Source organism: Microtetraspora niveoalba, from assembly GCF_001570405.1.
GTDB classification, from domain to species: Bacteria; Actinomycetota; Actinomycetes; order Streptosporangiales; family Streptosporangiaceae; genus Microtetraspora; species Microtetraspora niveoalba.
Genome location: NZ_BBYM01000038.1, coordinates 67,976 through 80,913, shown reverse-complemented (window position 1 = coordinate 80,913; position 12,938 = coordinate 67,976). Strand labels below are relative to the sequence as shown.

Below are 12,938 nucleotides of genomic sequence, written 5' to 3'. Positions count from 1 at the left end.
GTTGACGTCCCACGACAGACCAAGGAGTTCCCTGATGAAGCGCACTTTCGCCTTCGGTGGCCTCGTCGCCACCGCCGGCCTGCTGGCCGCCGGTCTGGCCGCTCCCGCTCAGGCCGCCGGTGACGTCGCCAGCGACAGCCTCGCCAACACCAACCTGGCCGCCCGCCAGGTCGCCACCTTCTGGTACGGCGAGAACAAGGCGAACCTGATCAACGCCACCCCCTACGGCGTTGAGACCAAGATCGTCGCCAAGCACGTCTCCAAGGGCGGCCCCTCGGCCGACAGCAAGCCCGGCGTCGTGCCCGCCATCGGCGACGAGAAGAAGTCGACCGCCAAGTCGAAGAACGTCAACCTGCCCAAGACCACGGGCAAGGTGTTCTTCATCGGCGGCGACCACAAGCCGCACTGGTGCTCGGCCACCTCGGTGCAGTCCAGCTACCGCAACCTGGTCGCCACCGCCGGCCACTGCGTCTACGACACCGAGTCCAACAAGGCCACCCTCGACAAGTGGGTCTTCATCCCGGGCTACTACCAGGGCAAGACCCCGTGGGGCATCTACGTCGGCAAGCAGGCCTTCACGCACTACGACTACGACGTCTACGAGGACGGCGACCGCGACTACGCGTTCGTCACCGTCTACAACGGCGTCCTGCCCGAGAGCGTGAGCGCCGACCGCGACTACGTGAAGGTCTGGCCGACCCTCAAGGAAGCGCAGGCGGACAAGGCCAGCAAGGACAGCACCCCGTCCACCGTCGGCGCCAAGATGGAGATCACCGAGGTGGTCACCAACAAGGCGGTCGCCGTCGGCACCGACGAGTCCAAGAAGGTCGCCGTCTCGGTCGCCACCTTCCAGAACCTCAACAAGAACAAGCACCTCGCCGGCAACGGCCCGTGGGCCCCGGGGACGGGCGCCGACGCCCCCGTCGCCATCACCGCCGGCGAGTACAAGTACAACAAGGAGTGGTACATCAGCGAGGACGGGACCACCTTCTTCTATCGCCGCCCTGAGAGCACCGGGCCCGGGACGGTCGAGCCGGACCGGAAAGCCGGGCGCGCCGCGGCGGCCACGGACACGGTGGTGGTACCGCGACCGACGCCGAAGTACAACTACTTCAAGCGGACCTTCTGGGCGAACTACGACCTGGACTACAAGGTCAGCGGGAAGTTCTTCCAGATCGGCCTGAAGGACGTCGGTCGTCTCGGCGACAACGTCGGCGGTCAGGGCCTGGCCTACAACCAGAAGGTCGGCAAGCCGGTCTTCGTGTTCGGCTACCCGAGCGGCGTGCACCCCGACGGCAACAACGCCTTCACCGGCAAGACCCTCAAGTGGACCTACGGCAAGACCTTCGCGGTCCAGGCCCCGTCCATCAAGGGCGAGGAGCTCGTCGGCACCAAGTCGTCGTTCACCGGTGAGGGCGCCCTCGGCTCCTCCTGGCTGGTGAACTACAACAACGGCCGCCGTCTCGGCTACCTCAACGGTGTGACCATCGGCGTCTCCGACACCGACGGCAACAACCGCTACGACACCAGCTTCTCCCCGTACTTCGACGGCGAGACCTACGGCGTCTACAAGTCCGCGGCCAACCTCTGGTCCGGCAAGATCGTCTGACCTGCTGTCAGCGATCCGGGCTGAGGTGACACCTCAGCCCCCACAGCGGTGAAAAAGGGGCCCGGCATCCAGCCGGGGCCCCTTTTGTCGTGAGGGTGCCGTGAGGGCTGACGTAGGGAGCGCTCACGGAGACGGCGGCGGCGAAAAGGAGTCGGCGTCTCCGGCGATCGGGCGGAAGTCAGAACCGACAGAACGAAGGTGCAGCCGGTCGATATCGCCCAGCTTTCACCGCATATCCGCCAAAAACAGACGAATCACTCAAGGATGTCGCCACCGTGACGCCGCGGACGACGGCTCCCCGTTTCCAAACTGTGATTCATGTCACATCCCCAGGTGGACCGATCCACCTGGCCGACATACCACTTGGTCTCGGATCCGCATCTTGATCAGCAAAAACGGATCGGAAAGGCTCCGGGATATCTAGGACGTAACGACCACTCGTATCGGTTCCACCGATCCCGCACTTTTCATTCGACTTCCCTCACAGCAACCACTTAGGTAGCGTCTTGGTCATCCCTTTACTGACGCATGGGACGCAGATGGCGTCTCACGACAGACCAAGGAGAAACCCTTGAAGCGCTCTCTCGCCTTCGGTGGCCTCGTCGCCACCGCCGGCCTTCTGGCCGCCAACCTGGCTGCTCCCGCGCAGGCCGCCGGCGACAAGGTTCCGTCCGTCGTCCTGGCCAACACCAACCTGGCCGCCCAGGAGATCGCCGCGTTCTGGTACGGCGAGGCCAAGGCCAACCTGATCGGCGCCACGCCGTACAACGTCGAGACCAAGGTCGTGGCCAAGCACGTCTCGACCGGCGGTCCCTCGGCCGACACGAAGCCGGGCGTCGTGCCGGCGATCGGCGACGAGAAGAAGACGACGTCCAAGTCGAAGAACGTCAACCTGCCCAAGACCTCCGGCAAGGTGTTCTTCATCGGCGGCGACGGCCGTCCGCACTGGTGCACCGCGACCTCGGTGCAGTCGAACTACCGCAACCTGGTCGCCACCGCCGGCCACTGCGTGTACGACACCGAGTCCAACAGCGCCACGCTGGACAAGTGGGTCTTCATCCCGGGTTACTACCAGGGCAAGACCCCGTGGGGCATCTACGTCGGCAAGCAGGCCTTCACGCACTACGACTACGACGTCTACGAGGACGGCGACCGCGACTACGCGTTCGTCACCGTCTACAACGGCGTCCTGCCCGAGAGCGTGAGCGCCGACCGCCACTACAGGTCGAAGGTCTTCCGGACCCGCGCCGAGGCCGAGCGTGAGCTGCGCAGGCTCCAGAACGACAAGACCACCGGCTGGTCCGACCTCAAGATCGTCGAGGTCCGCGGCGACCGCGACGACCACCACCACGGCCGCGGCGACCACCACGGGCGTGACAACGACCACAAGGGCCGTGACAACGACCGCCGTGGGCGGGACCACGACAACGGCTACCAGGTCACCGCCGTCAGCGTGTACGAGTTCGCGAAGCTGAACGGGAAGAGGGACCTCACCGGCAACGGCCCGTGGGCCGAGGGCACCGGCGCCCAGACGACCGAGATCAGCAAGGGCGAGTACCGCTCCGACCGTGACTCGTACGTCAGCCGTGACGGCAACACCCTGTACTTCCGCAAGGCGGTCGGGGGTCGTCCCGGCGACGACGACGGCCACCACGGTGGCGGGCACCACGGTGGCGGGAACCACGGTGGTGGCAAGGGCGACCACAAGGGCGACGACAACAAGGCTGCCGACGTCACGACGCCGGACGCCAGCGCCAGCCCGACCGCCACGCCCACGCCGACGCCCACTCCCACGGAGACCGCCGACGTGGCCCGCAAGGGTGGCGACGACGACCGTCGTCCCGAGCGCGTCTACAAGTACTACAAGCGGACCTTCTGGGCGAAGCAGAAGCACGGCGTCGGCTACCAGGTCGTCGGCAAGAAGCTCGCGATCGGCCTCAAGGACGTCGGCCGCCTCGGCGACAACGTCGGCGGTCAGGGCCTGGCCTACAACCAGAAGGTCGGCAAGCCGGTCTTCATCTTCGGTTACCCGAGCGGGGCGCACCCGGACGGCAACTACGCCTTCACCGGCAAGACCCTCAAGTGGGCGTACGGCAAGACCTTCGCCGTCCAGGCCCCCGAGGTCAAGGGCGAGGAGCTCCTCGGCGTCAAGGCCTCGTTCACCGGCGAGGGCTCGATCGGTTCGTCCTGGCTGCTCAACTACAAGAGCGACCGTCGTCTCGGCTACCTCAACGGTGTGACCATCGGCCTGGCCGACACCGACAAGAACAGCCGCATCGACACCAGCGTCTCCCCCTACTTCGACGGTGAGACCTACGGCGTCTACAAGGCCGCGGCCAACCTCTGGTCCGGCAAGATCGTCTGATCTGCGATCAACGATCTGAGCTGAGGTAACACCTCGGCACCCCTCCGCGACGGAGAAGGGGCCCGGCAGCCGGCCGGGTCCCTTTTTCGCGTCTCGGGCAGAACCGGCGTCCTGTTCCACCACGGCCGTCCGCAGCCGCCACGGGCAGGCGGCCGCGCGGAGCCGTCACACCGTCCACGACGGTCGGAGTGAGCCGAAGCGGGCCACATCGAGGAGCGCCACGAAGGCCCGCCATGGCGGGAGTCCTGACGCCCAGGGTGGGCACGGCGCCCCCGCCTCATCAGGCCCGTCGAGGAGCGCCGCCCCCGTTCCCCGGCGCGGACGTTCCCGTCAGGCGTCGAGCCGGGCGGCGAGGTCGAGCCATTCGAGCTCGACCTCCTCCTTCTGCGTGGTGATCTCGCGCAGCTCGGCGTCCAGTGTGCCCAGGCGCTCGAAGTCGCTCGCGGCCTCGGCCATCTGCGCGTGCAGCTTCGCCTCGCGCTCGCCGAGCCGGTCGAGCTGCCGTTCCAGCCGCCCCAGCTCCTTCTGCAGCTCCCGCTGCTCCTTGGCCGACAACCCGCCGGAGCCGCCGTCCGCGGCCGCCCCGGACGCCGCGCTCGGGCCCTGCCCGGCCGGTACGGCCTGGCCCCCGGGGGCGGACGCCGTACCGGCGGACGCGGCGCGGGCCGACAGGGCGCCACCTGCGGCCCGCCGGGCGAGGTACTCGTCGACGCCGCCGGGCAGCATGGAGAGCCTGCCGTCTCCGAGCAGGGCGACGCAGCGGTCGGACACCCTTTCCAGGAAGTAGCGGTCGTGGCTGACCACGACCAGCGTGCCCGGCCATCCGTCGAGCAGGTCTTCCAGCTCGGTGAGCGTCTCGATGTCGAGGTCGTTGGTCGGCTCGTCGAGGAGCAGCACGTTCGGCTCGTCCATGATCAGCCGCAGCAACTGGAGGCGGCGGCGCTCGCCGCCGGACAGGTCGCCGACGACCTTCCACTGGGCCTCGCCCTTGAAGCCGAGGCGCTCGAGGAGCTGCGAGGCGGACCATTCCTTCTTGCCGACCTGGATGTACTTGCGGACCTCTTCGACGGTCTCCAGCACCCTCCGGGCCGGGTCCAGCTCGGCCAGCTCCTGCGAGAGGTGCGCGAGCCGTACGGTCTTGCCGCGCACGACGCGGCCGGAGTCGGTCGTGACGGTGCCGGACAGCAGGCGGAGCACGGACGACTTGCCGGAGCCGTTGACGCCGATCAGCCCGATGCGGTCGCCGGGGCCGAACTGGAAGGTGGCGTGGTCGAGCACGACCGGGCCGGCGCCGGGCCCTCCGGCGTGCAGGGTCACGTCCTCCAGGTCGTAGACGGTCTTTCCGAGCCGCGCGGAGGCGAACTTCAGCAGCTCGACGGTCTCCCGGGGCGGCGGCTCGTTCGCGATCAGCGCCTCGGCGGCGTTGATGCGGAACTTGGGCTTGGAGGTCCGGGCGGGCGGGCCGCGTCGCAGCCAGGCGATCTCCTTGCGCATGAGGTTCTGGCGGCGTTCCTCGGCGGCCTGGGCGATGCGGGCCCGCTCGGCCTTGGCCAGCACGTACGCGGCGTAGCCGCCTTCGTAGCGCTCGACGGAGGCGTCCACGACCTCCCAGGTCCGGGTGGAGACGGCGTCGAGGAACCACCGGTCGTGCGTGACGACGAGCAGCGCCGACTTGCGCTGGGCGAGGTGCCCGGCGAGCCAGGCGATGGCCTCGATGTCGAGGTGGTTCGTCGGCTCGTCGAGGATGATCAGGTCGTGCTCGTCGATGAGCAGTTTCGCGAGGGCGGTGCGCCGCCGCTCGCCTCCCGAGAGCGCGCCCGCGCGGGCGGTCAGCTCGATGTCGCCGAGCAGGTTGGCGAGGATCTCCCTGATAGTGGCGTCCCCGGCCCACTCGTGCTCGGCCCGGCCGGACAGCACGAGGTCGCCGACCGCGGCGTCGGGATCGAAGTCGTCCCGCTGGGACAGCAGGCCGACGCGCAGGCCCCGGTTGTGGGTCACACGTCCGCTGTCGGGCTTGAGCTCCCCGGCGATGATCGAGACCAGGGTGGACTTGCCGCCGCCGTTGCGGCCGACGACGCCGATCCGGTCGCCCTGCTCGATGCCGAGGGAGACGTCGGTGAGCAACGGCTTCGGCCCGAAGGCGTGGGACACGGATTCAAGGTTGACCAGATTCATCGCCTGCCCAGCCTACCGATTCCCCAAAATCCCTCGTACTCCCGAGCCCGCGCGCGGGCGTTCTCCTTCGGGGACGCATCGTCGTCGCGCGGATCCCGGTTGTACGGGCGGCGCCTACGCGACGATCTCGGCGCCGGGGACGGGCCCTTGCGCGGTGACGGCGGCACGGCACCCGCCGGCGGCGGTCAGCGCCTCGGACAACTCGCGGGCGTCCTCGGCGGATCCGGCCAGGAAGGCGCAGGTGGGGCCGGAGCCGGAGACGATCGCGCCGAGCGCCCCGGCGTCCCGTCCGGCGTCGAGCGTACGGCCGAGTGAGGGGCGGAGCGCGAGCGCGGCGGGTTGCAGGTCGTTCGCGAGGGCGGCGCCGAGCGCGCGGGCGTCGCCGTCCCGCAGGGCCGTCATGAGCGCCTCGTCCGCGGCCGGCCACGCGACCTCCTCGCCCGCGTCGGCGCGGATGCGGTCGCACTCGCCGTACACCTGCGGGGTGGACAGGCCTCCGTCGGCGAGGGCGAACACCCAGTGGAAGGCGCCGGTCGCCGGGACGGGGGTCAGCAGCTCGCCGCGTCCGGTGCCGACCGCGGTGCCGCCGAGGAGGGCGAACGGCACGTCGCTGCCGATGGCCGCGCCGATCTCCATGAGCTCGTCGCGGGGCAGTCCGAGCCCCCAGAGGGCGTCGCACGCGAGGAGGGCGGCCGCGGCGTCGGCGCTGCCTCCGGCCATGCCGCCAGCGACCGGGATCGCCTTGCGGATCAGCAGGTCCGCGCCGTACGGGCGACCGTCGGGGCCGGTCTGCCCGGCGTGCTTGGCGAGGGCCTCGGCGGCGCGGACGGCGAGGTTGGTGGCGTCGGCGGGCACCTGCGTGGCGGCCTCGCCCTCGACGCGCACGGTGAAGGCTCCGGCGGTGCCCGGCGGGGTCGCCGTCACCTCGTCGAACAGCGAGACGGCGTGGAAGACGTTCACCAGGTCGTGATAGCCGTCGTCGCGCAGCGGCCCGACGGCGAGCTGCAGGTTGACCTTGGCCGGGACGCGCACCGTCACCCTCTGCGTAGCAGTCACAGCAGCCGAGCCTAGCGCTCCCGTGCCGCCGTCCGATCTCGCCGGTACGTGCCTCGACTCGCCGCTCAGGGGCGGTCCTGGCGCGCTACGGCCGAGGGCGGTTTTCGGCGATGCGGGCGAAGTCGACGATGCCGAGCTGCTCGCCGCGCGCCGACGGCTGGACGCCCGCCCGGACGAGGGCCTCCTCGGCGGCGGCGGCCGTACCGGCCCAGGAGGCCAGGGCGGCGCGGAGCGTCTTGCGGCGCTGCGCGAAGGCGGCGTCCACGACGGCGAAGACCTCCTCGCGGGTCGCGGACGTCTCCGGCGGGTCGCGGCGGACGAGTGAGACCAGCCCGGAGTCGACGTTGGGCGCGGGCCAGAAGACGTTGCGCCCGACGGGCCCGGCGCGGCGCACGTCGGCGTACCAGGCGGCCTTGAGCGAGGGGACGCCGTAGATCCGCGACCCGGGGGCCGCGGCGAGCCGGTCGGCGACCTCGGCCTGCACCATGACGAGGCCCCGGCGCAGGGACGGCAGGATCTCCAGCAGGTGCAGCAGCACCGGCACCGAGACGTTGTACGGCAGGTTGGCGACCAGCGCGGTGGGCAGCGCGGCGGGCGTCTCGGACCGATCCTGACCGCCCGGGGCGGGCGCGACCTCGCCGGGGCCCGTCCGCAGGTCGTCCGGGGCCACCTTCAGCGCGTCGGCGTGGACGACGGTGAGCCGGCCGGCGTGCTCGGCGTCCATCTGGGCGACGGTCAGCGGGAGCTGGGCCGCGAGCGCCGGGTCGATCTCGACCGCCACGACCCGCGCCACCTCGGGCAGGAGGGCCAGGGTGAGCGAGCCGAGCCCCGGCCCGATCTCGATGACGACGTCCTCGGGGGTCACCTCGGCGACCCGGACGATGCGGCGGACGGTGCCGCCGTCGATGACGAAGTTCTGCCCGAGCTTCTTGGTCGGCCGGATGCCCAGCTTCTCCGCGAGCGCGCGCACTTCGACAGGGCCGAGCAAAGTCATGCTGTCTAGTGTCCGGCATCGGAGCAGGTCTTCGTTACCGCGCCGGTCAGCGGGAGAGCTTCCGGATCACGGTGCCCAGCACGCGCTCGCCCTGGAAGTAACCGAGATGGCGGGAGTCGACGCTGGCCGCCCGGTTGTCCCCGAGCAGGAGCAACATGCCGACCGGCACCCGCTCCTCGGTCCCCTCCACCGGTACGGGCGGCGGCGAGGTGAGCGGATCTCCCGGCACGGCGGCCACCCGCTTGATCATCCACTCTCTGGAGGCGATCGCCTGCCGTGACGCGCTGCCGGGGAGCGGTGGGCGGGGCCAGTCCATGCCGAGCACGGGCCGCTCCACCACGACGACCTGTTCGACGGCGAGGGGAGCTCCGCGGCGGACGAGGACGCGGTCTCCGTCGTGGAAGGACGGCTCCATGCTCGCGCCGCGCACGGTCACCACGACCAGGCGCCGTGCCGCGAGCGCCAGCCCGACGCCGGCGGCGATTCCCAGCCCGAGACCCGTCGCGATGCCGAGCCCGATGCCGAGCCCGAGGCCGCGACCGAGACTGCGACCGAGACCGTGCCCCGGAGCGACCGCCGGCGCCCGGGTGATCCGTATGTCGCCTTGCTCCGGGTGCGGGATCACGGGGTCCTCGCCGGCAGCGACGCGGATCTCGCTTCTTCCGTGCCCGGCTGGTATCCGGACGCCTGCAGGGCGAAGAGCCGGGCGTAGATCCCCCCGGCCGCGGTCAGCTCGTCGTGACGGCCCTGCTCCGCGATCCGCCCGTCCGAGAGGACGACGATGCGGTCCGCGTCGCGGACCGCGCCGAGGCGGTGCGAGACGAGCAGGCTGGTCCGGCCGGCCCGGTGCCGCCTGAGCGAGACGTGGATCTCGTGTTCGGCCTCGGCGTCGAGACCGGCCGACGGTTCGTCGAGGATCATCAGATCGCGCCGGTCCCGGAGGAACGCCCGGGCCAGGGCGAGCCGCTGCCACTGGCCGCCGGACAACATGTGGCCGTTCCTCGCGTCCTCCTTCTCGCTCTCCATGAAGAACATCCGGGTCAACAGCGTGTCGAACGTCGACGGCAGTTCCATGATCTTGTCGTGGATCCCCGCCGCGCGCGCCGCCGCCGCGAGCCGGTCGCGATCGTCCAGCGCGGTCAGGTCGCCGAGGGCGATGTTCTCCCCGGCGGTCATGTCGTAGCTCATGTAGTCCTGGAACACGGCGCCGATCCTGCGCCGCAGTTCGGCCACGTCGACGTCGCGGATGTCCACGCCGTCCCAGAGGATCGCGCCCCTGGTCGGGTCGTAGAACCTGCACAGCAGCTTCATCAGCGTCGACTTGCCCTCGCCGTTCAGTCCGACGAGGGCCACGGCCGCCCCCTTGGGGACACGTAGGTCGACGCCGCGCAGCACCCAGGGGTGGTCGTCCGAGTACCGGAACCACACGTCCCGGAACTCGATGCCGTGCCGCAGCGGCGGCAGCGGCGCCGGCGTCGCCCGCACCGGCAGGTCCGGCCCCGCCGTCGTCACCGCGACGTAGTGGTCGAACATGAGGAGCGCCTGGTGCGCGCGGGCCGCGTCGCCGGCCACCGCGACCAGGGCGCCCTGCGTGCCGCTGATCGCGGCGACGAACATCGCGACGTCGCCGACGGAGATCCGTCCGGAGTGCGCGGAGACCACCGCCCAGAACAGCCCGATGCCGGACACCAGCGCGGCGAGCAGTCCGAGCCCGGTCTGGGTGAGCGTCTCCCGGCGATCGACCGCCCGCTTCGCCCTGTTGGCGGTGGATCTTTCGGCGAGCATCCGTCCGCGCAGGAAGGGTCCGATGCCGAACAGGCGCACCTCCTTGGCCGCCTGCACGCTCGTCAGGAGCTGGCTGTAGAAGATCTCGCGCCGCTCGGCCGATCCGATGGTCCACAACATCCCGGCCCGACGACGGGACATCGCGATCTCCGCGATCAACGTCGGCACGCCGGCCGCCAGTACGAGGAGCGTCAACGCCGGGCTCAGCAGGAGCAACGAGCCGAGGAAGCCGACGAGGGTGACGAGCGCGCCGCCGACGCCGAGTGCCCCGTCCACGGCCTGGGCGGGCGACACCGTGCTGGCCTGCTGCGCGAGACGCAGCCGATCCAGGAAGTGGGGGTTCTCGAACCGTCCCAGGCCGACGAACCCTTCCACGGCGGCGAACAGGCGGTCCTGAGCGATCACCCCGACGGCGCGGTCCACCTCCGCGCGCAGATAGTGCGTCACCTGCGGGAGGGCCGCCGTGATCGTCCCGGCGACGGCCAGCCCCACGGCGAGGCCGGCGAGCGTGCCCAGGGGGGATCCGGCGATCAGCCGGTCGATGACGCTCTTGGTCAGCCAGGTGGTCGCGACGGGGAACGCTCCGGCCGCCAGGGTCAGCGACACGTACAGCGCGAGCGTGCCGGGCGCGGCGGCGGCCGCGAGGGAGAGCGCGATGACCAGCCGCCTCACCCACACGGCGCCGCCGGCGGCCGGGAGAGGAGCGCCGTCGGCGCCCTCGTGGCCCGCCGCGCCCTCACGGTCCGGCACGCCCTCACGGTCTGCCGCGTCCTCACGGTCCGGCACGCCCTCACGGTCTGCCGCGTCCTCACGGTCCGGCACGCCCTCACGGTCTGCCGCGTCCTCACGGTCTGCCGCGTCCTCACTGTCCGGCGGGGAGGCCGAAGGCCCCGGCCCGCCCTGCTCGCGCGGCCGGTCCCGGCCGCCCGCGCCACTCATGCCACGCCGACGGCCCGGCTCAGCTCGGGAGCGTCCGTCGTGACCAGGACCCGGCCGGCGTCGTCCGGCGCGACGAGGAACAGGGAGGGGTACGCGCGCACCCGGAAGGCGGCGCTCAACGGTCCGGTGTGGTCCTCGACGACGACCCGCGCCACCTGGCTCAACCGGGCGCGGAACTCGCCGTCCGCCCCCTCGTCGGCCGCGATGACGGCGACGACGCGGTCCCGCCCGCCCGGCATCTCGGCGGCGTACCGGACGAACGCCGGCAGCTTCGCCCGGCACGGCTCGCAGTCGGGGGAGAAGAAGCCGACCAGGGTCTCCCGTGTCAGATGGTCACGGGTGAGCGGGCCGCCGTCGGCGGCGTGGACGGCGAACGGTCCGACCTCCTCGCCCGCGCCGAGCTCCGGCGCCTCCCTGCCGAGGGTCGCGAGGAGTTCCGTGTGCTCCCGTAACCGCCTGATCACGCCCACGGTGAGGACCAGGTCGACCAGGCACACGACCCCGACGAGGACGACGGCGGCGATGAGAAACGGCATGGCTCTCCTCCTGCTTCATCGGAGACGGCTCCCCGAGGGGCCGACCCGGCTCATGGGACGGAAAAGTCCGAGGATCTCGTCGAGGACGGCGACCAGCGCGCCGAGTGTCAGGCCGCCGACGGCGGCGATCAGGGCACCCGCGGGGTGCGCGGCCTCCCCCGCCGGGAGGACCCCGGCGGCGACCGCCCCGGCCGCGGCGAGGACCGCCAGAACGACGTTGCGGGCGACGTGTTCCGCCCCCAGGGGGATCGGGGACGCGCCGAAGCACCGGCAGGTGACCCGCAACCCCCGCCGTACGGTGAACACGATGACCGCGGCGAACGCCAGGAGCAGTGCCAGCGCGAGGACGTGTCCGGCCGCGACGGCGATCGGGGAGGGGACGGCGAGCAGCACCGGTACGGAGCCCTCCGCGACGACCACGAGGCGCGCGACGGCAGGGGTCCGTACCGCGGGCAGAAAACGCAGATCCCGTATCGACGCGGTGAAGGCGGTGAATTTCCCGCGCCCACCGACTTTACCGACGAAGGAGAGGAGAAATACCACCCCGATCAGGCAGCGAATCGCGATCGCGAGATAATGCACCGTTCTTTTCCCGTCGAGGTACGTCGTACAGGGGACGGAGTTTCGTTCGCGGATGTGCGTGGCGCGGCGCGGGCGGCCGGACTACGGATGCCTGACCCACGCCGGCGGAACTCCACCCGTGAACGAAACTCCGCGACCCACGTGTCAGTGGTTCGGCGGTCCGGCCCCGGGGCCGGACCGCGAGGCGTCACGTGGCATGGGGAAGCGCCGGGAGAATCGTCGTTCTCATCGGCGCGGGACGGAGCTCACCGGTCGCGTCCGACGCGGCGGCCCGGCCGCCGAGGTGCGCGGGAGGGCCGCTAGCACCTGATGGTGCTGGCGTAGCACCGGTCGCAGTGGTACCCCTCGGCCGGGGACGTGCCCGGGTAGTAGCACTCGCGGTAGTGGTAGAACCTGCCGGTCGTCGTGGTCGTGCACCCGCAGGACTGGGTGAACCAGCCGGACGCGGACGCCTCCGCCTTCGGCACGAAGCGGTTGAGCAGCCGATCACTTGCCGTCTTGAATAACTGCACTACGGTTCCTTTCTGGCCCATACGCATTTATCGGGCCACATCAGAGGAGTGCGTTCGCAGTTGACATCCGGCCTGTCAGGCGTCAACTTTTCACAGTTAAACATGGCGCCGGTCCTCAGTCCATGGGCTTTTCGCATTCCTTCGGCTACATATGGTGAGGAAACCGGGCCGCCGGATCGATGAAATCGTGTGGCGCGTCCGCGCCGATTACCGCGAAACAATCACGGCATATGCTCGGGGCCGCGCACGGAAAGGCGGGTCTGACGGCTGTTTTCCACCGGACGCCGGCGGCGGCGTCCGGTGGCCCGCCACTCGCCCACGGACATGAGATGCCACGAAACAGTGGAGTTCACCGAGGGTGGCGCGCACCGACGCCGTCCGCGAC

Annotated in this window: 10 protein-coding genes; 2 read left to right on the top strand and 8 right to left on the bottom strand. The window is 70.7% G+C overall.

The annotated features are described in order from the left end of the window. Positions 1-34: 34 nt before the first annotated feature. Both AWQ70_RS31065 and AWQ70_RS41640 read left to right on the top strand, forming a co-directional pair. Entirely contained in the window at positions 35-1,609 is a 1,575-nt protein-coding gene (locus AWQ70_RS31065) for a trypsin-like serine peptidase (RefSeq protein WP_067184010.1), read from the top strand. 571 nt (positions 1,610-2,180) lie between these two features. Beyond that, positions 2,181-3,974 carry a trypsin-like serine peptidase gene (locus tag AWQ70_RS41640; protein WP_245647229.1) on the top strand — a complete coding sequence of 598 codons (1,794 nt, stop codon included), beginning with the start codon at positions 2,181-2,183 and terminating at the stop codon, positions 3,972-3,974. Between the two features lie 330 nt (positions 3,975-4,304). Here AWQ70_RS41640 and AWQ70_RS31055 read toward each other — a convergent pair whose 3' ends face one another. The 8 genes from AWQ70_RS31055 to AWQ70_RS31020 form a co-directional block, all read right to left on the bottom strand. Next, positions 4,305-6,149, bottom strand: coding sequence for an ABC-F family ATP-binding cassette domain-containing protein (locus tag AWQ70_RS31055; RefSeq protein ID WP_067184006.1), 1,845 nt, complete (start codon positions 6,147-6,149; stop codon positions 4,305-4,307). A 114-nt stretch (positions 6,150-6,263) separates the two neighbouring features. Then, on the bottom strand, positions 6,264-7,205 hold the full coding sequence (locus AWQ70_RS31050) for a 4-(cytidine 5'-diphospho)-2-C-methyl-D-erythritol kinase (RefSeq protein ID WP_067184003.1): 942 nt from the start codon (positions 7,203-7,205) through the stop codon (positions 6,264-6,266). Between the two features lie 85 nt (positions 7,206-7,290). Beyond that, positions 7,291-8,199, bottom strand: coding sequence for a 16S rRNA (adenine(1518)-N(6)/adenine(1519)-N(6))-dimethyltransferase RsmA (gene rsmA / locus AWQ70_RS31045; protein WP_067183999.1), 909 nt, complete (start codon positions 8,197-8,199; stop codon positions 7,291-7,293). Positions 8,200-8,245: 46 nt separating this feature from the next. After that, a complete protein-coding gene (locus AWQ70_RS31040; RefSeq protein WP_084518001.1) occupies positions 8,246-8,824 on the bottom strand; it encodes a S26 family signal peptidase in 579 nt (192 codons plus the stop codon). Beyond that, positions 8,821-10,806 (bottom strand): ABC transporter ATP-binding protein, encoded by a 1,986-nt coding sequence (locus AWQ70_RS31035; RefSeq protein WP_245647228.1) that lies wholly within the window; start codon positions 10,804-10,806, stop codon positions 8,821-8,823. Before AWQ70_RS31035 ends, AWQ70_RS31040 begins: the two co-directional genes overlap by 4 nt. 113 nt (positions 10,807-10,919) lie before the next feature. Then, entirely contained in the window at positions 10,920-11,459 is a 540-nt protein-coding gene (locus AWQ70_RS31030) for a TlpA disulfide reductase family protein (protein WP_067183994.1), read from the bottom strand. A gap of 15 nt (positions 11,460-11,474) precedes the next feature. Beyond that, positions 11,475-12,041: a MauE/DoxX family redox-associated membrane protein gene (locus AWQ70_RS31025; protein WP_067183992.1), complete on the bottom strand. Its 567-nt coding sequence runs from the start codon at positions 12,039-12,041 to the stop codon at positions 11,475-11,477. Between the two features lie 299 nt (positions 12,042-12,340). Next, a complete protein-coding gene (locus tag AWQ70_RS31020; protein WP_067183989.1) occupies positions 12,341-12,553 on the bottom strand; it encodes a hypothetical protein in 213 nt (70 codons plus the stop codon). Between the last annotated feature and the right edge of the window lie 385 nt (positions 12,554-12,938).